Raw genomic sequence first — 22,141 nt, 5'->3', positions numbered from 1 at the left:
GGCGGATCGTCAGCGTACGAGAAGCGACGAAACGCCTCGCGTCAACCTTGCACCGTCGGCCACCGGTTGCGAAGCCGAAGTGCCGATTCCTGACGAACTCACCCAATCGGGTGAGGCCGGTGTGGGTGGCCGGTGACCGACAGCGGCCATTGAACAGCGGCCATTGAGGGGAACACTACGATGACCGTGACCGTTGTCGACAATGACATCCGACTTCGGGACCCGCCGGTTCGTCCGGTGGCTTCGCGCGCAAGGGGAGGCAACGATGGCACCGGCCAGCACGGGCGCTCTTTCGGCCGGCACCGGCACGTCCGGCGACCCGGTGACGGCGCCGGCCGGCCCGCTCGAGGCTTCCGGTTCCGCTCCGGGACCGCAGGGTCCGCTTGGCCTCTCGGGAGCCGCGCTCGCCGACGCCGGTGACCTGCTGCGCGCGCTCGCCGCCCCCGTCCGGATCGCCATCGTGCTGCAACTGCGTGAGGCCGACCGGTGCGTCCACGAGCTGGTGGACGCCCTCGACGTCGCTCAGCCGCTGATCAGCCAGCACCTGCGGGTGCTGAAGACGGCGGGCGTGGTGCAGGGCGAACGCCGGGGCCGGGAAGTCGTGTATCGCCTGGTGGACGACCACCTGGCCCACATCGTCGTCGACGCGGTCGCCCACGTGCAGGAAGGGAAGTGACCATGACCCCGGCTTCGGCCCCCACCCCGAGCCCCAGTACCACCCCGGCCCCGGTGCCCGGGCGCCGCTCGACCAAGCAGCGCGCGGCGGTCGTCGACCTGCTCAACACGGTCGACGACTTCCGCTCCGCGCAGGAGCTGCACGACGAGCTGCGCAAGCGCGGCGACGGCATCGGCCTGACCACCGTGTACCGCACGCTGCAGTCGCTGTCGGAGGCCGGCGAGATCGACGTGCTGCGCACCGACTCCGGCGAGGCCATCTACCGCCGCTGCTCCACGCACCACCACCATCACCTGGTGTGCCGCGTGTGCGGGCGCACGGTGGAGGTCGAGGGCCCCGCCGTGGAACGCTGGGCCGAGAAGATCGCCTCCGAGCACGGGTTCTCCGACATCAGCCACACCGTGGAGATCACCGGCACCTGCGCCGAGCACGCGGGCTGACGTCCTCTCAGTACTCGTAGGGGTCCTTCGGCGCAGCGATCCGCTCGACGGTCGCGGGCGCGAAATCGGGCGTGTAGCCGTTGTTCTCGTCGGCCGTGCCGGCCACGACCTGCCCGGTGACCCGCAGCCACGTGTCGCTCGGGAACCGGTCGGCGGCCCCGCCCTTCAGGTGCACGGTGACGGGTGCCGCGTCGGCGGCGCAGCAGCTGATCACCAGGCGCGCCAGCAGCGTGGTGCTGCCCTCGTGCACGACGAACCCCGACATGCCGATGGTCCGGCCGTTCATCGTCCCGTTGGAGTCCCACCCCGCGCGCGTGACGACCTCGTTCATCGCCAGCTCCACGACCTTGCCCGCCGGCAACGGCGGGAACGCGGCCGCCGACGTGGTCGCGGCGCTCTGCGGCACGCGCGCCGTGGTGCGTGTGACCGAGTCGGCGCCGAGCGCAGGCGGGGCCACCAGGAACACCGCGAGCACGGGCACCACCAGCAGCCAGGCCGAGCACGCGGGGTGGGCGTGCCCGTGGCCGTCGTCGACGTGGTCGTGGCCCTCGTGGGATTCGCGGGCTTCGGGGCCGACCGCCTCGGACTCGAGCGCCGCCGCCTTCGCCGCGGCCCGCGCCGCCACGAGGTCGCGCAGGATCGCGACCGCGCCGAGCACCAGCATCACCACGCCGCCCGCGATGATCCACGGCTGCTGGGCGGGCTTGACGTAGCGCAGGTAGTCGCCGTTCACCACGATCTTCACCAGCGCCCCGCCGAGCAGGATCAGCAGCACGTTCTGCGTCTCGCGCTTCATCGCGCACCCCCGAGCGCGAGCGTGCCCACCATCGTGGCGCACGCGAGGGCGACCACGAACGTCACCGGCGCGAACCGCACCGCGAACGACTTCCCGAACGTGCCGGCCTGCAGCGCGAACAGCTTCACGTCGATGGCCGGGCCGACCACGAGGAACACCAGCTTCGGCAGCATCGGCACCGCGGTCAGCGAAGCGGCCACGAACGCGTCGGCCTCGCTGCACAGCGCGAGCACCACGGCCAGCACCGCCATCACGATCACGCCGACCACGACCTGGTCCGCCAGCACCCCGAACCACTTGGCGGGCACCAGCACGTTGAGCGTCGCCGAGATCAGCGCGCCCAGCACCAGGAACCCGCCGGCTTCGACGAGATCCGTGCGCGCCGTCTCCGCGAAGACCTTCCACCGCTGCCCTGGCTCCACGTCCGGAAGCCGCCGCATCGCACGTTCGGTGATCCACGAGAGCTTGCCCCAGCGGGCCCAGATCCAGCCCATCACCATCGACGTCGCGAGCGAACCCAGGAACCGCGCCAGCACCATCTCCGGCCGCCCCGGGAACGCGACGGCCGTGGCCACGAGCACCACCGGGTTCACCGCGGGGGCGGCCAGCAGGAACGTGAGCGCCGCGGCCGGCGCGACCCCCTGGCCGATCAGCCGCCGCGCCACCGGCACGGACGCACACTCGCACCCCGGCAGCGCGACGCCGGCGAGCCCGGCGACGCCCACCGCCGCGCCCGCGCGCTTCGGCAGCACGCGTTCGAGCACCCGCGCGGGCACGAACGCGGCGATCGCGCCGCTGATCAGCACGCCGAGCACGAGGAATGGCAGCGCCTGCACGCACACGGCGACGAACACCGTGGCGCCGGTGCGCAGCGCGGGCACGTCGAACAGGTCCTGCAACCGGCCCTGAGCGAGGATCGCGACGAGCAGCACCACGCACAGGATCTCGATCGAGGTGACCCGGATCCGCCGCGCGCGCCGTTTCTGCTCGGGCGCGTTGTCGACAAGGATTTTCACGAGGCCCGATGATGCCAGTCCGTACCGGCTCGACCCCAGCGGGACACCGCGCGACGGGACCGCTGAGACCGTTTTCGGCCCGAATCCGCCGTTCGCTCCCCCGTCAACCGGACAAGCCGGGCGCGGACCTCAGTCCTGGCCCAGCCCCGGCAGTTCCGTCCGCAGCTGCGACGCGGTGGAGACCACGAGCATCAACAACGTGCCCAGCGCCGACGGGTCCATGCCCTCGGCCGGGAACGCGTAGCGCAAGGTCACGTCGACCCCGCTGTCGGTGTGCCCGACGCCGAGCGTGCCGAACAGGCCCTGGCCCGCGCGCTCGGCCACGGCGACGGCGATCGCCGGGTTGTCGGGCAGATCCCACGCGACCACACAGGTCAGGCTCAGCACCGTGAGCCCGTCGGCCAGGCGTGTGGCCTGGATGACGCATGGGACCTCGGCGTGGCGGAAGGTGATCGCGCCGTCGTCGTCCACGTGCACGTCGAGGTAGCGCTCCAGGGCCTCGCGCGCGAGCGCGAGCAGCGCCGCCGTGTCGGCGGCCTCCGAGGTGCTCACGACGCTTCCCCGGCCGCGCGCTCGGCTTCCGCCTGGTCGACCGCCGCACCGAACCGGCGGTCGCGCTTGGCGAACTCGAGGCACGCGTTCCACAGGTGCGTGCGGTCGAAGTCGGGGAAGAGCGTGTCCTGGTAGACCATCTCCGCGTACGCCGACTGCCACAGCATGAAGTTCGACGTCCGCTGCTCGCCGGAGGGGCGCAGGAACAGATCGACATCCGGCATCTCGGGCTGGTAAAGGTACTTCCCGATCGTGCGCTCGTCGATCTTGTCCGGGTTGATCTTGCCCGCGGCCACGTCCTGGCCGATCCGGCGCATCGCGTCACCCAGCTCCGCGCGGCCGCCGTAGTTGACGCACATCGTCATGTTGAGCTTGGTGTTGTTCTTGGTCTTCTCTTCCGCGACCTGCAATTCCTTGATCACACTGGCCCACAGCTTCGGCCGGCGCCCCGCCCAGCGGATGCGCACGCCGATCGAGCCCAGGTAGTCGACCTGGCGCCGGATGGTGTCGCGGTTGAAGCCCATGAGGAAGCGCACCTCCTCCGGGCTGCGCTTCCAGTTCTCCGTGGAGAACGCGTAGACCGAAAGCCACTTCACGCCGAGCTCGACGGCGCCGCTGGCGACGTCGATCATCACGGCCTCGCCGCGCTTGTGGCCCTCGATGCGGGGCAGGCCGCGCTGGTTGGCCCAGCGCCCGTTGCCGTCCATCACCAGCGCCACGTGCTTCGGCACGAGATCCTTCGGGATCTCCGGCGGCCTTGCTCCCGACGGGTGCGGATCCGGTGCCCGCAGCTCGTACCCCGACGCCCGGACCTCGCGTCCCCTGCGCAGCACTTCGCGCCTCCTGGAAGAGTGAAAATTTCCTACGCGCAAGACCCTACTTGGCCGGGGTCACGGCTTCCCGGGCACGCCGTTCGACCAGCGGAAGCGAACGCAGCTGGCGTTCGAGGTGCCACTGCAGGTGAGCCGCCACCAGGCCCGACGCGTCACGCCGGGTGACGCCGTGCGAGGCCTCCGCCACCGGCCATTCGCCGTGCAAGAGGGCCTCGAGCAGGGTGAGCACCTCGGGCGAGGGGTGTACGGAACCCGCGATGCGGCAGTCCGGGCACATCGAACCGCCGGCGGCCACGTTGAACGCGGCGTGCGGACCGGGCAGGCCGCAGCGGGCGCACTCGGTGATGGCGGGGGCCCAGCCGGCGTAGGCCATGGCGCGCAGAAAGAACGCGTCGAGGACGAGGGAGGCGTCGCGTTCGCCGCCCGCAAGCGCGCGCAACGCACCCACGACCAGTAGGTACAGCTTGAGGACCGGCTCGCCCTCTTCGGCCGAGAGCCGGTCTGCCGTCTCGGCGATCGCGCTGGCCGCGGTGTAGCGCTGGTAGTCGGCGACCAGCGGCAGCGCGAACGCGTCCACGGTCTCGACCTGGGTGATCACGTCGAGGGTGCGGCCGGTGTAGAACTGCACGTCCACGTGCCCGAAGGGCTCCAGCCGGGCCCCGAACCGCGACGAGGTGCGGCGCACGCCCTTGGCCACGGCACGGACCTTCCCGTGCCGGCGGGTCAGCAGGGTGACGATCCGGTCGGCCTCACCCAGCTTGTGCGTGCGCAACACCACTCCGGTGTCGCGGTAGAGGTTCACCACCCCGACATCGTCCCACTTTCAGGCGATGCCGGGGCGGTGACACCCTGGTTCAGCGCGTCAGCAGCCGTAGTAGCCGGTGCAGTACGTGGTGACCGTGGTCGCCGCGACGATCCCGATGATGAGGAACGTGATCGCGAGGGCGTAGCCGATGCCGCCGATGATCGTGGCGATCAGGCACAGCGTCTTCGTGGTCTGCGAAGCCTGCTGGGCCATCGCGTAGTTGCCCTGCATCTTGAAGGTGCGGACCTCGTTGGACTTCATGATCGCGAAGATCGCGAGGATCCACATCAGGAAGATGCAGCCGATCGCCCAGCCCTTGTACTCCTTGATGGCGTTGATGTCGCCACCCGGCGGCATCCCCATGCCGGGGCCGAAGCCGGGCTGCCCGAACGGCGCCTGCTGGCCGTACTGGCCCGGCTGGCCGTAGGGCGTCGGCATCGGGCCGGACGGCGTGCCATACGGCTGCTGGCCGTAGGGCGGCTGCGGCTGACCGTACGGATTGGTCATGACGGGTTCCCCAAACTTCTCGTGCTTCCGGCGAGCTCCCCCCGCCGTGGGTCTTGGTCCACACCACCGCCCCGATCGAAGGCGCGACTCGGCGCCTTCGATCGGCGTCGCGGCTTCGCCGGTCAATGCTGCGGCGGCTGGCCGAACTCGCCCGGCTGGATCGCCTGCGTCTCTCCGGGCTGCGCGGGCGCTTCCGCGACCGGCGAACCCGGCTGCAGCATCTGCGTGCGCTCGGCTCCGTCGAACGCGCCGCTCTCGGGCTGGGCGGCGCCGCCCGGCTTGAGCATCTGCGTGGGCTCGGCCTGCTCGAACGCGGTCGCGCCCGGCGACTCGGCGCCCGGCTGCGCGAACCCGCCACTGGCCGGGACACCCGGCCGGCCGAAGCCGCCCGACTGCGCCTGACCCGGCTGGACCGGCTGGACCGGCTGGCCGAAACCACCGGTGGCCGGCTGACCCGGCTGCCCGAAACCGGGCTGCGTGCCGAACCCGTCCGGCTGCTGCCCGAACCCGGCTGGCTGCTGGGCGAACCCGGCGGGCTGCTGGGCGAACCCGCCCGGCTGCTGCCCGGCGGGCGGGAATCCGCCACCGAAGGGCTGTTGCTGCGCGAAGCCCTGCTGCCCGAACTGGCCCGCGGGCGCGGCGTCGGCGGGTACCACGATCGTGCCGACGATCTTGTCCGAGAACGTCTGGGACTTGTCATCCCACAGCGGCCACAGGTAACCGAGGGAGCAGAGGAAGCCGTCGAGGACGTGCGCGAGGTCGCGCAGGAACGCCATGCCGGCGCCGATGGGCTGCCCGGTCGCCTCGCTGACGAGCTTGATGCCGACGACGCGCTTGCCGAGCGACTGCCCCGTGTTCCCGGCCGTGATCCAGCGGTTGTAGATCTGCCAGCCGATGTTCCCGAAGATCGCGAGCCCGTAGATGATCGCCCCGGCGCTCCACGAGGCGATCGAGACCAGCAAGGCGATGATGATGGCGGCGAGGAACGGACCGAAGTCGATCAGGTAGGCGCCGGCGCGCTGGCCCCAGTTCGCGTAGCCGCCACCGGGCGGGCCGTACGGGTTCGGCGGACCGAACCCACTGGGCTGCCCGAACGCGGGCGGCTGGCCGAAACCACCGGCGGGCGGTTGCCCGAATCCGGGCTGCCCGAAGCCCGGCTGCGCCTGAGCCGGCTGGCCGAAACCGGGCTGCTGCCCGAAACCGCCGGGTTGGGGGAACCCGCCCGAAGGCGGTTGCTGGCCGAAGCCGCCCGGTGCGCCGAACGGCTGCTGCCCTTGCGGTTGTCCGAAGGGCGGCTGGCCCTGCGGCTGCCCCAGGGGCCCGCCGTAGGGATCGGTCATCGTGTTCTCCCCCTCGCTCGTCCTGACCCGCGCGCGGTGGCACGCGAGAACCGGCCGAGTCCTACGTGGACAGGCCGGTGCGCGGGAGCGTACCCGGTCCGGACTCGGTCGGCCCAGGTAGGCGTCCGCAGCGGGTGGCGACCCGAAACCCGTACGACGAACGGGCAGCGAAGCCGGTTCCAGGAGAAGGGAAACTCAGACCGACAAACCGGTGAACGGCGCGAACGGCAGGTTCCGCACCACGAACCAGATCGCGAACACCACCGCCACCACGAGCGGGGTGCGGCGCCAGTGCAGCCACGACCGAACCGCCCGGCCGCGCAGCCGCCCGACGGTCCACGCGACGCCGCTCCACACGAACAGCACCACGAACACGAGCGCCACCGCGTTGTAGTGCACGGCGCCGGCGAGGTCGCCGTGCATGAGGCTGTAGGCCATCCGCATGCCGCCGCAACCCGGACAGTCGATGCCGAAGAGGAACTTGGTGGGGCATACCGGCAACGGCCCGCCCGGCGTCGTCGGATCGCCGAGCCACACGGCCGCGCAGCAGACGCCGAGCCCCGCGACCACGGCCGCCGGGCCGGCCAGCGCTCGCGCCGTGGCTCGCGCGCCCCGCACCGGGAGTCCCGTGTAGACGGTGCTCACGACGACCAGAACCCGGCGGACGTACCCGCGATCAGGAACACGAACAGCACCACCAGCAGGTACGCCACGATGCCGATGGGAATCGCCAGCGCCGACCACATGGCCCACTTGCCCGCCTGGTCCGCGGCGTGCTGCGCTTCGGCGAAGCGGCCCTGGTACCACAGGGAGTTGACCTCGTTGGCCTTCACGATCGAGACGATCCCGAGCGGCAGGCAGCAGAAGATCGTGGTGAGGATGCCCCACACGAGCCGGTTGTCCGGCGGCGGTGGGAAGTTCGGCTGCGGGCCGCCGTAGTAGTACGGGCCGCCGGGAGGAGGCGGGTACTGCCCGCCGGGCGGCGGGTACGGGCCGGTCATCGCGTCCCCCTGCTGTCGGTGGTGGGCGAGGGTGCTGACGCTACCGCCCGCGGCCGCCGGTCAAAAGCCGAGGCGGCGCAGCTGCTTCGGGTCACGCTGCCAGTCCTTGGCCACCTTGATGTGCAGGTCGAGGTACACCTTCGAACCCAGCAGGCCCTCGATCTGCTTGCGGGCCGCCGCCCCGACCTCACGCAGGCGTTCACCCTTGTGCCCAAGGATGATGCCCTTCTGGCTGGGCCGCTCCACGTACAGGAACGCGTGCACGTCCACGAGGTCGTCGCGACCCTCGCGCGGCAGCATCTCCTCCACCGTCACGGCGATGGAGTGCGGCAGCTCGTCGCGCACGCCTTCGAGCGCGGCCTCCCGGATCAGCTCGGCCACGAGCGTCATCTCGGGCTCGTCGGTGAGCTCGCCGCCCGGGTAGAGCTGGGGGCCCTCCGGCAGCCGCGCCACGAGCAGGTCGGCCACCGTCGCCACCTGGAAACCGTCCACAGCGGACACCGGCACGAGGTCGGCGAACTCCATCACGCCCTGCAGCGCCAGCAGCTGCTCGGCCACCTGCTCGGGCTTCACGAGGTCGGTCTTGGTCACCACGCCGATCACGGGTGTGCGGCGCGCGATCTTCGTCAGCTCGGCGGCGATGAACTTGTCGCCCGGGCCGATCTTTTCGTTGGCGGGCACACAGAACCCGACGACGTCCACTTCGGACCACGTCTCGTGCACCACGTCGTTGAGCCGCTGCCCGAGCAAGGTGCGCGGGCGGTGCAGGCCGGGCGTGTCGATGATCACCAGCTGCGCGTCCTCGCGGTGCACGATGCCGCGGATCGCGTGCCGGGTCGTCTGCGGCTTGCTGGAGGTGATGGCGACCTTCGAGCCCACGAGCGCGTTCGTGAGCGTCGACTTGCCCGCGTTGGGCCTCCCGACGAAGCACGCGAAGCCGGAGCGGTGCGCGTCGGCCATCAGCGCAGCACCTCGACGACGTCGCCCTTCGGGTCGGCCAGGATGATCGGCGCGGTCTTCGCGACGTCGCGCACGGCGTGCACCGAGGCCTCCTGCACCAGCGCGTCGCCCGTCACCACGGCCGCCGCCTCGAGCCCTTCGGCGCCGCTCGACAGCGCGGCGGCCACGGCGGCCTGCACGGCCGTGAGCTTGAACGAGGGCTGGTCGACGGTCACCGCGGTGTACGTCCGGCCGTCGGTGTCGCGCACGGCCGCGCCCTCCTCGGCGCCGACGCGGGCGCGCGACGACCGGGCCAGCGTGACGAGCTTCTGGTCCTCGGCGTCGAGGTCAGGCATGTTCGACTCTCCTGTCGCGTTCTTCGGGCTGGGGCACCCGGGTGCGCCGGCGCGTGCCGGACTCGGTCACGGCGTCCGCGTCGGCCGGGTGGACGACGACCGACGTGATCCGCATGCGGCCGCGGCGGTCCTTGCCCCCTTCGGCGAACAGCCGAAGGCCGGCGACCTCGGCTTCGGCCCCCGGAAGGGGGACCCTACCCAGTCGCTCCGCGAGCAGCCCGCCCACGGTCTCCACGTCGTGGTCTTCGAGGTCGATGCCGAAGAGCTCACCGAGGTCGTCGATGCTCAGCCGCGACGACACCCGCACCGCGCCGCCCTCGAGCTCCTCGACGTCGGGCCGCTCGTCGGTGTCGGACTCGTCGGTGATCTCGCCGACGATCTCCTCGAGGATGTCCTCGATGGTCAGCAGGCCCGCGGTGCCGCCGTACTCGTCGACCGCGATCGCCACGTGGTTGTGCGTGCGCTGCATCTCCTTGAGCAGCTCGTCGAGCCGCTTGGAGTCGGGCACGAAGCTCGCCGGGTTCATCACCTGGTCCACGACTGTGCTCGGGCCGTCCGGGTCCATGTACGCCGGCATCAGGTCCTTGATGTTGACCACGCCGACGATGTCGTCCACAGACTCGTCGATCACCGGCACGCGAGTGAACCCGGTGCGCAGGGCGAGCGCGAGCGCCTGACGCACGGTCTTCGTGCGCTCGATCCACACGATCTCGGTGCGCGGCACCATCACCTCCCGCGCCACCGTGTCGCCCAGCTCGAACACCGAGTGGATCATCTCGCGCTCGGAGTCCTCGACCACGCCGCGTTCCTGTGCGAGGTCGACCAGCTCGCGCAACTCGACTTCGGAGGTGAACGGGCCTTCGCGGAAACCCTGGCCCGGGGTGATCGCATTACCGATCACGATCAGCAGCCGCGAGAGCGGGCCGAGGATCGAGCCGAGGACCCGCACGGGCCCGGCGACGATCGTGCCGACGCGGTACGGGTGCTGCCGGCCGATGGTGCGCGGGCCGACGCCGATGAGCACGTAGCTCACCACCACCATCACCACGGCGGAGACGAGCACGGCGAGCCACAGCTTGCCGAACCAAGCGAGGAACGACACGGTGACGAGCACCGTGGCCGTGAGCTCGCAGCCGAGGCGCAGCAGCAGGAGCAGGTTGATGTGGCGGCGGCGTTCGGCGACGACGGCGGCGAGCTGGCGCGCACCGGCCCGGCCGATGCGCACGAGCCCTTCGGTGCGGGCCTGCGAAACGGTGCTGACGGCCGCGTCGGCGGCCGCGAACACCCCGGCCAGCAGCACGAGCGCCACCGCGACGACGAGCTGTGCCGTGGGACTGCCCATGATCGCTGCCTAGGGGGTTTCCTCGGCCGGTTTCGGCGCCGCGGGCGCGGCCGACGCGTCGAGGCCCGCGATGCCGAGCACGCGGTCGTCGGCGTTGCGCTGCGCGTTCTTCCGGTTCAGCTCGGCCAGGGCCGACTGGAACTCCGTCAGGATGCGCTTCTGCAGGCCGAACATCTCGCGTTCCTCGGCCGGTTCGGCGTGGTCGTAGCCGAGCAGGTGCAGCACGCCGTGGACGGTGAGCAGGTGCAGCTCGTCGATCAGCGCGTGGCCCGCGGTTTTCGCCTGGTCCTTCGCGAACGCCGGGCACAGCACGATGTCACCCAGCAGCGCCGGCGACGCGTCGGGCGCGTCCGGGCGGCGCGACGAGTCGAGCTCGTCCATCGGGAAGGCCATCACGTCGGTGGGCCCGGGCAGGTCCATCCAGCGTTCGTGCAGGTCTTCCATGACCTCGAGCGTCACGAGCAGGATGGACAGCTCGGCGAGCGGGCTGACCTCCATCTTGTCGAGTGCGTAGCGCGCGGCCGAGACGACCGACGCCTCGTCGACGTCGACGCCCGACTCATTGGCGATCTCGATGCTCATCGGCGGTTGCCCTTCCAGCCGCCCTGCTGCTGATCCTGGGCGTCCTGCACCGCCTGCCACTTCTCGTACGCGTCGACGATGTCGCCGACGAGCCGGTGGCGCACCACGTCCTGGCTGGTCAGCTCGGCGAAGTGCAGGTCGTTGACGCCGTCGAGGATGTCGCGGACCACGCGCAGGCCGCTCTTCTGGCCGTTGGGCAGGTCGACCTGCGTGATGTCACCGGTGACCACGATCTTCGAGCCGAAGCCGAGGCGCGTGAGGAACATCTTCATCTGCTCGGGCGTGGTGTTCTGGGCCTCGTCGAGGATGATGAAGGCGTCGTTCAGGGTACGGCCGCGCATGTACGCGAGCGGGGCGATCTCGATCGTGCCGGCCTGCATCAGGCGCGGGATCGACTCGGGCTCGACCATGTCGTGCAGCGCGTCGTAGAGCGGGCGCAGGTACGGGTCGATCTTCTCGTTGAGCGTGCCGGGCAGGTAGCCGAGCCGCTCGCCCGCCTCGACGGCGGGACGGGTCAGCACGATCCGGGTGACCTGCTTGGCCTGCAGCGCCTGCACGGCCTTCGCCATGGCGAGGTAGGTCTTGCCGGTACCGGCGGGGCCGATGCCGAAGACGATGGTGTGCTTGTCGATGGCGTCGACATAGCGCTTCTGGTTGAGCGTCTTGGGCCGGATCGTCTTGCCGCGGCGGGAGACGATGTTGAGGCTCAGTACCTCGGCCGGGGACGCGTCGCCGGAGGACAGCATGCCGACGGTGCGGCGCACCGTGTCGGGGCCGACCTGCTGGCCGCCGGTGGCGAGCTGCACGAGGTCGGTGAAGACGCGTTCGGCGAACGCCACGTCGGCGGGAGCACCGGTGAGGGTCACTTCGTTGCCGCGGACGTGCACGTCGGCGGCGAGGAGCTCCTCGGCGACGCGCAGATTCTCGTCACGCGAGCCGAGCAGGCTCAGGACGGCGGCTTCGGGGATGGGGAAGCGGGACTGGGCCACGGGGGTGGCGTCCTCATTCTTCGACTGCGCCGCCTTGCCGGCGGTGGTGTCGGGTCGGGCGGCTCCACCCTGTGCGGTTCCGGCCACGTGGCCTCTGGCCTGCTTTCTGCTGCTTCGCTTGACGGACTTCTGACGTTGCCGATGCTACTTGCTCGCGACTGCCCACCGCAGGTCGGTTTAGGCGTGGCGCCCGAACAATCCGAGCTGCTCGCCGCCCAGCACGTGCGCGTGCACGTGGAACACCGTCTGCCCCGCGTCGCCGTCGGTGTTGAACACCACGCGGTACCCGGACTCCACGATGCCCTCCAGCTCCGCGACCTTGCGGGCGCCGAGGACCAGCGCGCTCAGCAGCTCCGGATCCGAAGCGGCCAGCTCGCCCACGTTGCGGTAGCGCTTCTTCGGCACCACGAGCACGTGCACCTTGGCCTGCGGATTGATATCGCGAAACGCGAACGTCCGGTCGTCTTCGTACACCACGTCCGCCGGGATCTCCCCCGCGATGATCCGCTCGAACAAGGTCTCCGCATCACTCATGCGCCCACCCTACAAAGGAAGATGCCGCGGCGCGGTGGGCCCTGGGGGTCGGCCCACCGCGCCGCGGCGCCGCCGGACCGAGGGGGGAGGTGCCCGGCGGGGTCTTCCGATGCGCGCAGCTGGGTTACCCACCCAGTGGCGCGCCCAAACGTCGTGTCGCGCGTTGGTGACGAGCGTAGCTGTCCGGAGTGTGATCGCGCCATGACTCGCCGCAAAATGTGGCCGCATTCGCGTTCCCGGACGCGCGGTGTGTCCTGCGGGTCACTTCCAGCGGCCGGTCAGCGCACCGAGGGCGCCGAGGGCGACGGCGGCCGCGGTGGAGGTGCGCAGCACAGTCGGGCCGAGGCGGACGGTGGTGGCGCCGGCGGCTTCGAGCGTGCTGAGCTCGTCGTCGGTGATGCCGCCTTCCGGGCCGACGACCAGCAGGATGTCGCCGGTGTCCGGGAGGTCGATCTCCGTGAGGCGGCTGCTCACGCCCGACTCGAGCACAAGCGTGCGGGACATCGTGGCGGCCAGCTGAGCGAGCTCGCGAGTGCCGACGGGCTCGATGACGTCGGGCACGTGCGCGCGGCGGGCCTGCTTGGCGGCGGCGCGGGCGGTCGCGCGCCAGCGGGCCAGTGCCTTGTCGCCGCGTGCCCCGTCTTCCCACTTCGCGACGCTGCGGGCCGCGCGCCACGGCACGATCGCGTCGGCGCCGGCCTCGGTGGCGAGCTCCACGGCCAGCTCACCGCGGTCGCCCTTCGCCAGCGCCTGCGCGACGTGGACGCGCAGCGCCGGCGGCTCCTCGGTCCAGCGTTCGACGACCGTCAGGGTGAGGGCGGCGTCTCGCCCGGCCTGCACCGCGTCGACGGTGCAGCGGGCCATCGCCCCGGCGCCGTCGGAGAGCACGAGCTGCTCCCCCACGCGCAGCCGGCGCACGGTGGCGGCGTGCCGGGCTTCCTCGCCGTCGAGCACGGCCGACCCGCGGTCGGGCACGGCGGTGGCGAGGAAGACCGGCAGCGTGGTGTCGGGCACGGGTCAGCGGTGCTTCGTGCGCAGCTTGGAGAACAGGCCGCCGTGCTTGCTGCCGTTGGCCGCCAGCGTGGGCACCTCTTCGCCGCGCTGCTGGGCCAGCTCCACGAGCAGGTCGCGCTGCGCCTCGTCCAGCTTGGTCGGCACCACCACGTCGATGTGCACGTGGAGGTCGCCGCGGCCGTCGACGCGCCCGGACGAGCGCAGCCGCGGCATGCCCTTGCCGGTGAGCACGAGCTCGGTGTTGGGCTGGGTGCCGGGCTCGACGTCGAGCTCGTAGTCGCCGTCCACGAGCGTGCTGATCGGCACGGTCGCGCCGAGCGCCGCGGTGGTCATCGGGATGCGGAAGTTGCAGTGCAGCTCGTTGCCCTCGCGGACGAACACCTCGTGGGGCAGTTCGTCGATCTCCACGTACAGGTCGCCCGCGGGGCCGCCGCCGGGCCCGACCTCGCCCTGGCCGGAGAGCCGGATGCGCATGCCGTCGCCGACACCCGGCGGGATCTTCGCCGTGACGTTGCGGCGCGCGCGGATACGCCCGTCACCGCCGCACTGGCGGCACGGGTCGGGGATGACCTCGCCGAAGCCGCGGCAGACCGGGCACGGGCGGGCCGTGACGACCTGACCGAGGAACGAGCGCTGCACCGACTGCACCTCGCCGGCGCCGCCGCAGGTGTCGCACGTTTTGGTGGTGGTGCCCTCCGCGGTGCCCGCGCCGCGGCACAGGTCGCAGACCACGGCCGTGTCGACCGTGATCTCGCGGTCGGCGCCGGTGGCGCACTCCTCGAGCGTGAGCGCGAGGCGGATCAGCGCATCGGAGCCCGGCTGCACGCGGCTGCGCGGTCCCCGGCCCCGACCGCCGCCACCGCCGCCGGCGGCGCCGAAGAACGCGTCCATGATGTCGCCCAGCCCACCGAAGCCGGCGAACGGGTCGCCGCCACCGCCGCCGCGCGCGCCCGAGTCCATCGGGTCGCCGCCGAGGTCGACGATCTTGCGCTTCTGCGGGTCGGAGAGCACCTCGTAGGCGGTGGTCACCTCGCCGAACTTGTGCTGCGCGTCCTCCGACGGGTTCACGTCGGGGTGCAGCTCACGGGCCAGCTTGCGGTACGCGCGCTTGATCTCCTGATCCGTCGCGTTCTTGGCCACCCCGAGGATCCCGTAGTAGTCCCTCGCCACGTTTTCTGCCTTCTCCTTCTGCTCTGTCCGGGCCGTCAGCGGCCGGACAGGATCTGCCCCACGTAGTTGGCCACCGCGCGGACGGCCGCGATGGTGCCCGGGTAATCCATCCGGGTGGGTCCGACGATGCCCATGCCTCCCAGCAGCATGTCGTCCCGGCCGTAGCCGATCGACACGACCGAGGTGCTGCGCATCTGCTCGTCTTCATTTTCCTCGCCGATGAGGACCGTCACCGCACCGGGGTTGCGGGCCGCGGCCAGCAGCTTGAGCACGACCACCTGCTCCTCGAGCGCTTCGAGGACCTGCCGCAGCGAGCCAGGGAAGTCCGCGACGTTGCGGGTCAGGTTGGCCGTGCCGCCCAGCACCAGGCGTTCCTCCGGGTGCTCGACCAGCGACTCGACCAGCACCGTGCAGATGCGGGTGAGGCTGTCGCGCAGCTCGTTCGGCGCCACCTCGGGCAGCTCGGCCACGCGCGCGGCGGCTTCGACGAGCCGGCGCCCGGCGAGTGCGCCGTTGAGCACGGTTCGCAGGCGCAGCACGCTCTCCTCGGTGAGCACGTCGCCGAGGTCGACCGTGCGCTGGTCGACCCGGCCCGAGTCGGTGATGAGCACGAGCATGAGCCGCGCCGGTGTGAGCGGAACCACTTCCAGGTGCCGCACCGCCGCGTTGGTCAGCATCGGATACTGCACCACCGCGACCTGCCGGGTCAGCTGCGCGAGCAGCCGCACCGACCGGCGCAGCACGTCGTCGAGGTCGGTGCCCGAATCGAGGAACGTCGTGATCGCCCGCCGCTCGGCCGCCGAGAGCGGTTTGATCTCCGAGAGCCTGTCCACGAACAGCCGGTAGCCCTTGTCGGTGGGGATCCGCCCCGCGCTGGTGTGCGGCTGGGTGATGTACCCCTCTTCCTCGAGCGCGGCCATGTCGTTGCGCACGGTCGCGCTCGAAACGCCCAGGTTGTGCCGCTCGACGATCGTCTTGGAACCCACCGGCTCCTGGTTCGAGACGTAGTCGGCCACGATCGCGCGCAGCACCTCGAAGCGACGCTCGTCCGTGTTCGCCACCGGCACCTCCCTGCTTTCGACCCCGCTACTCACAACGAGTTTACGGAAGCCTGAGTGCCCGGCGCTCAACCCCGCGGACACGGTGGTGTCTCGGAGCTCCGCGCGTGACGGCTGCGTCAAGGTAAAAGAATGGCAAATAGCCATTAATAACGGCGAACCGGACATATCAAATCTTCGCTTGCTAGGGGAACCGTTAACCGGTTTGCTGCCTCAGAAGAACGTGGTGGATCCCCAAGAGCCGAGGGCAGTCGTGGACAATAACGGGCGCGCACCCGAAATCGCCGAAATCGGACAGCGAGCCGCGGAGGCCCAGGAGCGCCTCAAGCGCGTCGCCGCCACGGCGACGAGCAACGACGGCGCGGTGACCGTGACCGTGAACACCAGCGGAGCCCTGCAACAGCTCAGTTTCGGCCCCCGCGCCGACGAGATCAGCCGCAGCGCGCTCGCCGCCGCCGTCGTCGCCACGGCGCACCGCGCCCAGGCGCAGGCAGCCCAGCAGTTGCACGCCATCATGGCCCCGCTCATCGGCGAAAACAGCGACGCGATGAAATTCCTCGACGAGCAGATTCCCACGCCGGAAGTGCCCGAGGAGACGCCGCCCGCGCAGCCGGAAACGCGACAATTCTTCAATCGGGATGAGGACGGCGGAGCACCTACGCCCCGGCCGCCGGCTCCTCCGGCCCCGGGCCTGCGCCCCCCGGCCCCGCCCGCGCCCCCGGCCCGGCCTTCGCGCCCGGCCCGGCCCCCGGCCGACCCCTCCGATGACGACGACTACTACAACGGCGGCTCGATCCTGGGGAGGGGCTACTGATGGCAGGCACGCAGCAGGTGAACCTCACGGCGTTGCAGACGCACAAGGGTGAGGTGCAGGACATCGGTGAGGGCGTGAAGACCGCCGCCGAGGCGACCGTCGAGGGCCAGGCGATGGGAGACGACGCGTTCGGGATCGTCGGCGCCCCGTTCGGCGCGGCGATGGAGCTGTGGACCGGCATCGCGTCGATCTTCATCAACAGCGTTGCGGACTCGGCGGAGGACATCGCCGACAAGCTCCAGCAGGCCCACGACAAGTACGACAACCACGAGACGGCCTCGAAGAACAAGCTCAACTCGTTCGGCAAGGAGCTCCCTGAATGACCGAGACGCAGGAGAACCAGCTCGTCGCCGAGTCCGAGTCGCCGAGCGGCTTCACCACGAACATGGGCACGTCGAGCGACGAGCTCGACAACCTCAACGCCCAGACCTCCGGTGCGGGCGTCTTCAACGACATCGCATCGGGCATCACGGACTGGCGCAGCAAGGACTGGACGAACCTCGCGTTCGACGGCGTGACGGTCGGCCTCGATCTGCTCGGCATGGCCATGGACCCGCTGGGCTCGCTGGCCAGCGCCGGAGTCGGCTGGCTGATCGAGCACATCAGCTTCCTCAAAGAAGGTCTCGACAAGCTGGCCGGCAATCCCGAGGCAGTCACGGCCAAGGCTGTGACGTGGGAGAACGTCTCGAAGCAGCTCGAGCAGAGTGCCACCCAGTACGACCAGGCGGCCGCGAAGGTGGCGCCCGAGTTCCAGGGCGCCGGCGGCACGGCGTACCAGAACACGGCCAAGGGCTACGCCGCGACGCTGCGCGGCGCCTCCGGCCAGGCGCACGCCGCGGCGATCGGCATGAACGTCGCCGCCGCGCTGGTCGGGACCGAGCGCGGCCTGATCCGCGACATGATCTCGTCGTTTGTCGGCGAACTGATCGTCAAGGCGATCGCCGCGCTCGCCGCCTCGTGGTGCACCTTCGGCGGCACGGTCGCGGCCTTCATCGCCGACACGGTCATCGAGGGCGGGATCCTCGCGGAGAAGATCAGCGGCCGGATCGCCCAGGTCGTCGAAAAGCTCGAGAAGCTGATCCAGAGCGCCGGCAAATCCCGCGGCGCCCTCGAAGAGGCCACCAACGCGCTCAAGAAGGTCGGCAAGGCCGCCGACAAGATCACCGACAAGAGCGTGGACATCGCCGCGAACATGGAGAAGAAGGGCAACGACCTCACCGACGCTGCACGCGCCGCCGGTCGGCCCCACGTGAACGAAAGCGCCGCCGCGAAGGCCGATCGATGGGGCGAAGCGTGGGAAAAGAAGGTCCCGCTCCGTGATCACCTGGAAGGGGCTGGTGACGCCGTTTCCGAGGACGGTCGTAGTTTCTTCAACCAGAAGGAGTGGCGGAAGTCGGGCGGTACGCCCCCGGACTTCAACCTCGCGGACGGAGTGGGAGCAGCCACCGAGGGTCGCCGGCAGGAGAACGAGCAGCTCGCGCGTCAACACGAAGCGAGCGAGGCGTACGAGAAGGAACACGGCGAATCCGAATCCGAAGGTGCTGGATCCGAGGGCGGCGGAGGCGAGTGAAGGTCAACCAGCCCGAAGTCGATCGCCTCAACCTCGAGGGCCGGCTGCACCCCGCCCAGAGCCGGCAGATCATCAACGCCGGTTTCTGGCTCGTGCTCATCGTGTTCGCGATCGGCATCCTCGCCCTCGCGACCCTGCCTTATGGCACCACCGACACCATCGTCGCCGCGGTGGCGATCGGAGTCGGCATGGCGTTGTGCGCGTGGTACTGCCTCTACCGGCTGAGCATCGTCCGGCGCGGCAAAGTGGTGACCTTCACCGGCTATACGCACGACGCCGAAGAACACCGGCCGCTGCCGCCGCCCGACCGCTACCCGATCCTGCTCTACACCCAACGCAGCCGAGGCAACAACCCGTACTACTGGGCCCGCTTCGACGGCCTCCGCCGTCCGCTGCTCCCCAAAGACCTCTACGCACGGGCCCAGCCGGACCAGGAGAACACGATCGTGCTCATCCCCAACCGCAAGCAGATCATCAACGTGATCCCGTTGTGAAAGCCGACCAAGCCGAAGTCGACCGCTTCAACCGCAGCGGTCGGCTTCATCCGTCGCAGTGGCGCAACGTGCTGGAGTCCAACTTCTGGTTCGCCGTCATCGGCCTCGCGTTCGGCGTCTACGCGTTGGTGCGCATCCCCGGCTATCAGGAGGGGTACGGCTTCATGTTCGCCGTCCCGGTCATCGTCATCATGCTGCTGCTCCTGGCGTTTTGCATACGCCGTCTGCTCTTCCTCCGCAAAGGCACGGTCACGACCTTCACCGGCTTCACCCACGACGCAGCACTGAGCCGGCCGCTCCCGACGAACTACCCGGTTCTGCTCTACACCGTCAAAAGCCAGGGCGGCAATCCGATGCACACCGTCGTCTTCAACGGCCTGAAGCGACAGATCCACAACGATGTCCACGCCAAGTTCCGCCCCGAACACGAGAACACGATCTACCTCACCCCCAACGGCAAGGTGATCGTGAACGTCATCCCGTCGTGAAGGTCGACGAAATCATCGCGGCCAACCTCGCCGGGCGACTCCACCCGGGTCAGCGCCACATCGTCATCGACTTCAAGTTCTGGCTCTGCCTCGCCGTCGGTGGGATCGCCGCACTGCTGTGCGTGGTACTGCCAATGGCCATGGACGTGTTCGAAGGACCCCAGCGGGCCAAGTCGTTCGCCGCGTTCCCCTTCCTCGTGCTGCTCGCTGTCGTGTACCTGGGTTTGCGCGCCGGGGCGCTACCGCGTCCTGCACAAGCCGCTGGTGGTGGTAACCGGCTGGACCCACGACTTCGGCCAGGCCCCGACGACGAACACCTACCCGACCGGCTTGCGTTTCGGCGCCGGCAGCACCCGCACGGTGGCCCGGTGGGAGGTCCGGGTCGAAGGAAGGCACATCTCACCGAACGCGAGACCTGGGAGAAGATCAAGCCGGCGCGGAACAACACTCTGTGCCTGTACCCGAAGACCAAGCTGATCATCAACGTCATCCCCGCTTGAGCAACCCCTCCAACGCAGCCGAAGAGATCGCATCGGCCTCCGCGACCGTCAGAGGTGCGTGGCCCGTCAGACGGCGAAAGATCAGCGGCCCGAACAACAGATCCGTCGCCGTTTCGACATCCACCGACGGCGAGGCCAGACCACCATCCACCAACCGCTTCCACAGCACAGCGATCGCCGCGCGTCGACCGTCCAAAAAGAACTCCCGAAAAAACGGAGCCGCCGAAGGATCGGTGACGCATGCGGCGAGCAGTTGCGCGAAGACCTCCCCCGTCGGGCCCGCGTAAAAGGCGCTCACCCGGCGCACCTGCTCAGCCAGGTCGGCGCGCGGATCGCCGGTGGACGGCAACGGCAGAGCCTCCGCCATCTCCCGACCGAAGGCCTCCGCGGCCAGAGCCGTCCGGCTGGGCCAGTGCTTGTACAGCGTCGCCTTGCTGACGCCCGACCGGGCGCTGATGGCATCGACCGTGGCGGCCGGGAGGCCGCCCTCGGCGAGCAGTTCGCGCGCGGCCGACACTGCGCACGCGTGGGCGCGCGCGCTGCGGGGCCGCAAGGACACCTCGTCAGTCATGGTCCGTGGAAACCGAAAGGTCGCGCCAGCGCGAAAGTTCGTCGCGAACGAAGTCGAGTTTCGCCTCGACGCGGGCGACGGAGTCGGCGCCCAGCTGGATGCGCAGGGGCGGCGAGGAAGAAGCGACCACCGAAACGATGGCCGAGGCGGCCTTGCGCGGGTCGCCCGGCTGCGCGTGGTTCCGCGAGTCCGCCGCCGCTCGCGTCGCGCCGGCGGAAACAGCGTAGTCGGCGATCTCACCCTCGGCGCGGTGCAGGCTCGACGAGTCGAGGAAGTCGGTCCGGAAGAAGCCCGGCTCGACCACCGTCACATGCACGCCGAGCGGCGCCAGTTCCCCGTGCAGCGCCTCGGAAAGCGCCTCGACGGCGAACTTCGTCGCCCCGTACACGCCCCAGCCCGGGCCGGTCGTGAACCCGCCGACCGAGCTGACGTTCACCACGTGCCCCGAACGCTGGCGCCGCAGCACGGGCAGCACCGCGCGCGTCACGGCGAGCAGGCCGAAGACGTTGGCGTCGAACACCGCGCGCACGGCCTCGTCCGACGCCTCCTCCACCGCGCCGAGCAGGCCGCGACCGGCGTTGTTCACCAGCACGTCGATGCGCCCGAACCGGTTGAGCGCGGCGCCCACGGCAGCCGCGGCCGCGGCTTCGTCCGTGACGTCCAGCGCCACCGCGAGCACGTGGGGATTGCCCGGGAACTCCTTCTCCACGGCCGACGCCTGGCGCGCGGTGGCCACCACCTGGTCACCGCGCTCCAGCGCCGCCCGCGCGATCTCGAGGCCGAAACCCCGCGACGCGCCGGTGACGAACCAGACACTCATCGGGAAGCCGCCGCGCTCAGCGCCGCGAACTCGTCGTCGGTCAGCTCGATCTCGGCCGCCGCCACGTTGTCCTCGAGGTGCGCGACACTGGACGTGCCCGGGATCGGCAGCATCACCGGCGACCGCTTGAGCAGCCACGCCAGCGCGAGCTGCGAAGGCGACGCGCCGTGCTCCTTCGACACTTGCGAAAGCGGGCTGTCCGGACCCGCCAGCGAACCCGTGGCCAGCGGGAACCACGGGATGAACGCGATGCCCTCCTTCGTCACGTGATCCAGCAGCGGCTCGGAGTACCGGTCGGCCAGGTTGAAGCGGTTCTGCACCGAGACGATCGTGGCCGTCTTCTGGGCTTCGACGAGATCCTCGACCGAGACCTCCGACAGGCCGATGTGCCGGATCTTGCCCTCCGACTGCAGCGTGGCGAGCTCCCCGACCTGGTCCGCGACGGGCACCTTCGGGTCGATGCGGTGCAGCTGCAGCAGGTCGATGCGCTCGAGGCCGAGGTGGCGCAGGTTCAGCTCGACCTGCTGGCGCAGGTACTCCGGCCGGCCGACGGGGATCCACTGGTTGGGGCCCTGCCGGGTGAACCCGGCCTTGGTGGCGATCACCAGGTCGTCGGCGTACGGGTGCAGGGCCTCGCGGATGAGCAGGTCGGCCACGAACGGGCCGTACGAGTCGGCGGTGTCGATGAGGTTGACCCCGAGTTCGACGGCCCTGCGCAGCACGCGCACGGCCCCCTCCGGGTCACGCGACTCGCCCCACACGCCAGGGCCGGGCAGCTGCATCGCGCCGAACCCGAGCCGCACGACGGGCAGATCCCCGCCGATCGCGAACGTGCCGGACGACTTCGCGGGCTGTGCTGACATGGAACGTTCTCCTTCATAAAGTGAACTGAACGTACAGTTCACTTTATGCCTGTTCCGGCGCGCCCGCCAAC

29 protein-coding genes are annotated in these 22,141 nt (G+C 70.3%); 8 read left to right on the top strand and 21 right to left on the bottom strand.

Annotated elements, in window-relative coordinates:
* The first annotated feature begins 265 nt into the window (after positions 1–265).
* Together AB0F91_RS23955 and AB0F91_RS23950 are read left to right on the top strand one after the other, a co-directional pair.
* Positions 266–676: a metalloregulator ArsR/SmtB family transcription factor gene (locus tag AB0F91_RS23955; RefSeq protein WP_360600607.1), complete on the top strand. Its 411-nt coding sequence runs from the start codon at positions 266–268 to the stop codon at positions 674–676.
* 2 nt (positions 677–678) lie between these two features.
* The gene (locus AB0F91_RS23950) at positions 679–1,116 is read left to right on the top strand and encodes a Fur family transcriptional regulator (RefSeq protein WP_360600605.1); all 438 of its coding nucleotides are present in this window, start codon (positions 679–681) and stop codon (positions 1,114–1,116) included.
* 7 nt (positions 1,117–1,123) lie between these two features.
* On the opposite strand, the gene AB0F91_RS23945 is transcribed toward AB0F91_RS23950, so the two are convergent.
* From AB0F91_RS23945 to hrcA, 18 genes are all read right to left on the bottom strand, one after another.
* A complete protein-coding gene (locus AB0F91_RS23945) occupies positions 1,124–1,912 on the bottom strand; it encodes a TIGR03943 family protein (RefSeq protein WP_360600603.1) in 789 nt (262 codons plus the stop codon).
* Entirely contained in the window at positions 1,909–2,928 is a 1,020-nt protein-coding gene (locus tag AB0F91_RS23940) for a permease (RefSeq protein WP_360600601.1), read from the bottom strand. Before AB0F91_RS23940 ends, AB0F91_RS23945 begins: the two co-directional genes overlap by 4 nt.
* Positions 2,929–3,057: 129 nt before the next feature.
* Positions 3,058–3,480, bottom strand: coding sequence for a YbjN domain-containing protein (locus AB0F91_RS23935; RefSeq protein ID WP_285973986.1), 423 nt, complete (start codon positions 3,478–3,480; stop codon positions 3,058–3,060).
* Positions 3,477–4,313, bottom strand: a complete 837-nt coding sequence (locus AB0F91_RS23930) for an isoprenyl transferase (protein WP_360600599.1) — start codon at positions 4,311–4,313, stop codon at positions 3,477–3,479. Before AB0F91_RS23930 ends, AB0F91_RS23935 begins: the two co-directional genes overlap by 4 nt.
* A 43-nt stretch (positions 4,314–4,356) precedes the next feature.
* On the bottom strand, positions 4,357–5,118 hold the full coding sequence (gene recO / locus AB0F91_RS23925; protein ID WP_360600597.1) for a DNA repair protein RecO: 762 nt from the start codon (positions 5,116–5,118) through the stop codon (positions 4,357–4,359).
* Positions 5,119–5,175: 57 nt separating this feature from the next.
* Entirely contained in the window at positions 5,176–5,625 is a 450-nt protein-coding gene (locus AB0F91_RS23920; protein WP_360600595.1) for a CD225/dispanin family protein, read from the bottom strand.
* 122 nt (positions 5,626–5,747) lie between these two features.
* On the bottom strand, positions 5,748–6,965 hold the full coding sequence (locus tag AB0F91_RS23915; protein ID WP_360600593.1) for an RDD family protein: 1,218 nt from the start codon (positions 6,963–6,965) through the stop codon (positions 5,748–5,750).
* A gap of 195 nt (positions 6,966–7,160) precedes the next feature.
* Positions 7,161–7,610 carry a DUF2752 domain-containing protein gene (locus AB0F91_RS23910; RefSeq protein ID WP_360600591.1) on the bottom strand — a complete coding sequence of 150 codons (450 nt, stop codon included), beginning with the start codon at positions 7,608–7,610 and terminating at the stop codon, positions 7,161–7,163.
* Positions 7,607–7,966 carry a CD225/dispanin family protein gene (locus AB0F91_RS23905; protein WP_220242783.1) on the bottom strand — a complete coding sequence of 120 codons (360 nt, stop codon included), beginning with the start codon at positions 7,964–7,966 and terminating at the stop codon, positions 7,607–7,609. The genes AB0F91_RS23910 and AB0F91_RS23905 overlap by 4 nt, the downstream gene beginning before the upstream one ends.
* Positions 7,967–8,026: 60 nt before the next feature.
* The gene (gene era, locus AB0F91_RS23900) at positions 8,027–8,926 is read right to left on the bottom strand and encodes a GTPase Era (protein WP_360600589.1); all 900 of its coding nucleotides are present in this window, start codon (positions 8,924–8,926) and stop codon (positions 8,027–8,029) included.
* The gene (locus tag AB0F91_RS23895; protein ID WP_360600587.1) at positions 8,926–9,261 is read right to left on the bottom strand and encodes a cytidine deaminase; all 336 of its coding nucleotides are present in this window, start codon (positions 9,259–9,261) and stop codon (positions 8,926–8,928) included. Before AB0F91_RS23895 ends, era begins: the two co-directional genes overlap by 1 nt.
* The gene (locus AB0F91_RS23890) at positions 9,254–10,603 is read right to left on the bottom strand and encodes a CNNM domain-containing protein (RefSeq protein WP_360600585.1); all 1,350 of its coding nucleotides are present in this window, start codon (positions 10,601–10,603) and stop codon (positions 9,254–9,256) included. Before AB0F91_RS23890 ends, AB0F91_RS23895 begins: the two co-directional genes overlap by 8 nt.
* 9 nt (positions 10,604–10,612) lie before the next feature.
* Positions 10,613–11,185 carry an rRNA maturation RNase YbeY gene (ybeY, locus tag AB0F91_RS23885; protein WP_360600583.1) on the bottom strand — a complete coding sequence of 191 codons (573 nt, stop codon included), beginning with the start codon at positions 11,183–11,185 and terminating at the stop codon, positions 10,613–10,615.
* Positions 11,182–12,261, bottom strand: a complete 1,080-nt coding sequence (locus AB0F91_RS23880; protein WP_360600581.1) for a PhoH family protein — start codon at positions 12,259–12,261, stop codon at positions 11,182–11,184. The genes ybeY and AB0F91_RS23880 overlap by 4 nt, the downstream gene beginning before the upstream one ends.
* A 90-nt stretch (positions 12,262–12,351) precedes the next feature.
* The gene (locus AB0F91_RS23875; RefSeq protein WP_360600579.1) at positions 12,352–12,708 is read right to left on the bottom strand and encodes a histidine triad nucleotide-binding protein; all 357 of its coding nucleotides are present in this window, start codon (positions 12,706–12,708) and stop codon (positions 12,352–12,354) included.
* A gap of 261 nt (positions 12,709–12,969) precedes the next feature.
* Entirely contained in the window at positions 12,970–13,722 is a 753-nt protein-coding gene (locus tag AB0F91_RS23870; protein WP_360600577.1) for a 16S rRNA (uracil(1498)-N(3))-methyltransferase, read from the bottom strand.
* Positions 13,723–13,725: 3 nt separating this feature from the next.
* Complete coding sequence (gene dnaJ / locus AB0F91_RS23865) at positions 13,726–14,892, bottom strand: molecular chaperone DnaJ (protein WP_360600575.1); 1,167 nt, start codon at positions 14,890–14,892, stop codon at positions 13,726–13,728.
* Between the two features lie 35 nt (positions 14,893–14,927).
* Positions 14,928–15,953 (bottom strand): heat-inducible transcriptional repressor HrcA, encoded by a 1,026-nt coding sequence (gene hrcA / locus AB0F91_RS23860; protein WP_360600573.1) that lies wholly within the window; start codon positions 15,951–15,953, stop codon positions 14,928–14,930.
* A 202-nt stretch (positions 15,954–16,155) separates the two neighbouring features.
* Here hrcA and AB0F91_RS23855 point away from each other — a divergent pair, with 202 nt between their 5' ends.
* Genes AB0F91_RS23855 through AB0F91_RS23830 form a run of 6 tightly spaced genes read left to right on the top strand, consistent with a single transcriptional unit; the run spans position 16,156 to position 19,816 of the window.
* Positions 16,156–16,764: a YbaB/EbfC family nucleoid-associated protein gene (locus tag AB0F91_RS23855; RefSeq protein ID WP_360600571.1), complete on the top strand. Its 609-nt coding sequence runs from the start codon at positions 16,156–16,158 to the stop codon at positions 16,762–16,764.
* Positions 16,764–17,087, top strand: a complete 324-nt coding sequence (locus AB0F91_RS23850; RefSeq protein WP_360600569.1) for a type VII secretion target — start codon at positions 16,764–16,766, stop codon at positions 17,085–17,087. Before AB0F91_RS23855 ends, AB0F91_RS23850 begins: the two co-directional genes overlap by 1 nt.
* A complete protein-coding gene (locus tag AB0F91_RS23845) occupies positions 17,084–18,334 on the top strand; it encodes a hypothetical protein (RefSeq protein WP_360600567.1) in 1,251 nt (416 codons plus the stop codon). Before AB0F91_RS23850 ends, AB0F91_RS23845 begins: the two co-directional genes overlap by 4 nt.
* Entirely contained in the window at positions 18,331–18,828 is a 498-nt protein-coding gene (locus AB0F91_RS23840) for a hypothetical protein (RefSeq protein ID WP_360600565.1), read from the top strand. The genes AB0F91_RS23845 and AB0F91_RS23840 overlap by 4 nt, the downstream gene beginning before the upstream one ends.
* Positions 18,825–19,316 carry a hypothetical protein gene (locus tag AB0F91_RS23835; RefSeq protein WP_360600563.1) on the top strand — a complete coding sequence of 164 codons (492 nt, stop codon included), beginning with the start codon at positions 18,825–18,827 and terminating at the stop codon, positions 19,314–19,316. The genes AB0F91_RS23840 and AB0F91_RS23835 overlap by 4 nt, the downstream gene beginning before the upstream one ends.
* Positions 19,313–19,816 (top strand): hypothetical protein, encoded by a 504-nt coding sequence (locus tag AB0F91_RS23830; protein WP_360600561.1) that lies wholly within the window; start codon positions 19,313–19,315, stop codon positions 19,814–19,816. The genes AB0F91_RS23835 and AB0F91_RS23830 overlap by 4 nt, the downstream gene beginning before the upstream one ends.
* Here the strand turns inward: AB0F91_RS23830 and AB0F91_RS23825 are convergent.
* Genes AB0F91_RS23825 through AB0F91_RS23815 form a run of 3 tightly spaced genes read right to left on the bottom strand, consistent with a single transcriptional unit; the run spans position 19,803 to position 22,070 of the window.
* Positions 19,803–20,387, bottom strand: a complete 585-nt coding sequence (locus AB0F91_RS23825; RefSeq protein WP_360600559.1) for a TetR/AcrR family transcriptional regulator — start codon at positions 20,385–20,387, stop codon at positions 19,803–19,805. The two genes, AB0F91_RS23830 and AB0F91_RS23825, sit on opposite strands and share 14 nt — an antisense overlap.
* Complete coding sequence (locus AB0F91_RS23820) at positions 20,380–21,207, bottom strand: oxidoreductase (protein ID WP_360600557.1); 828 nt, start codon at positions 21,205–21,207, stop codon at positions 20,380–20,382. The genes AB0F91_RS23825 and AB0F91_RS23820 overlap by 8 nt, the downstream gene beginning before the upstream one ends.
* Positions 21,204–22,070 (bottom strand): aldo/keto reductase, encoded by an 867-nt coding sequence (locus AB0F91_RS23815; RefSeq protein ID WP_360600555.1) that lies wholly within the window; start codon positions 22,068–22,070, stop codon positions 21,204–21,206. The genes AB0F91_RS23820 and AB0F91_RS23815 overlap by 4 nt, the downstream gene beginning before the upstream one ends.
* Positions 22,071–22,141 lie beyond the last annotated feature (71 nt).

The organism is Amycolatopsis sp. NPDC023774 (assembly GCF_040639695.1).
Lineage (GTDB): Bacteria > Actinomycetota > Actinomycetes > Mycobacteriales > Pseudonocardiaceae > Amycolatopsis.
This window is presented reverse-complemented; position numbering and strand designations above follow the sequence as displayed.

Bases quoted from the DNA above. Each gene is read 5' to 3' on its own strand.
- AB0F91_RS23895 (WP_360600587.1), bottom strand. From the start codon at position 9,261: ATGCCTGACCTCGACGCCGAGGACCAGAAGCTCGTCACGCTGGCCCGG.
- AB0F91_RS23825 (WP_360600559.1), bottom strand. From the start codon at position 20,387: ATGACTGACGAGGTGTCCTTGCGGCCCCGCAGCGCGCGCGCCCACGCG.
- AB0F91_RS23920 (WP_360600595.1), bottom strand. From the start codon at position 5,625: ATGACCAATCCGTACGGTCAGCCGCAGCCGCCCTACGGCCAGCAGCCG.
- AB0F91_RS23815 (WP_360600555.1), bottom strand. From the start codon at position 22,070: ATGTCAGCACAGCCCGCGAAGTCGTCCGGCACGTTCGCGATCGGCGGG.
- AB0F91_RS23890 (WP_360600585.1), bottom strand. From the start codon at position 10,603: ATGGGCAGTCCCACGGCACAGCTCGTCGTCGCGGTGGCGCTCGTGCTG.
- era (WP_360600589.1), bottom strand. From the start codon at position 8,926: ATGGCCGACGCGCACCGCTCCGGCTTCGCGTGCTTCGTCGGGAGGCCC.
- AB0F91_RS23820 (WP_360600557.1), bottom strand. From the start codon at position 21,207: ATGAGTGTCTGGTTCGTCACCGGCGCGTCGCGGGGTTTCGGCCTCGAG.
- AB0F91_RS23950 (WP_360600605.1), top strand. From the start codon at position 679: ATGACCCCGGCTTCGGCCCCCACCCCGAGCCCCAGTACCACCCCGGCC.
- ybeY (WP_360600583.1), bottom strand. From the start codon at position 11,185: ATGAGCATCGAGATCGCCAATGAGTCGGGCGTCGACGTCGACGAGGCG.
- AB0F91_RS23955 (WP_360600607.1), top strand. From the start codon at position 266: ATGGCACCGGCCAGCACGGGCGCTCTTTCGGCCGGCACCGGCACGTCC.
- AB0F91_RS23905 (WP_220242783.1), bottom strand. From the start codon at position 7,966: ATGACCGGCCCGTACCCGCCGCCCGGCGGGCAGTACCCGCCTCCTCCC.
- AB0F91_RS23875 (WP_360600579.1), bottom strand. From the start codon at position 12,708: ATGAGTGATGCGGAGACCTTGTTCGAGCGGATCATCGCGGGGGAGATC.
- AB0F91_RS23915 (WP_360600593.1), bottom strand. From the start codon at position 6,965: ATGACCGATCCCTACGGCGGGCCCCTGGGGCAGCCGCAGGGCCAGCCG.
- AB0F91_RS23945 (WP_360600603.1), bottom strand. From the start codon at position 1,912: ATGAAGCGCGAGACGCAGAACGTGCTGCTGATCCTGCTCGGCGGGGCG.
- AB0F91_RS23845 (WP_360600567.1), top strand. From the start codon at position 17,084: ATGACCGAGACGCAGGAGAACCAGCTCGTCGCCGAGTCCGAGTCGCCG.
- AB0F91_RS23850 (WP_360600569.1), top strand. From the start codon at position 16,764: ATGGCAGGCACGCAGCAGGTGAACCTCACGGCGTTGCAGACGCACAAG.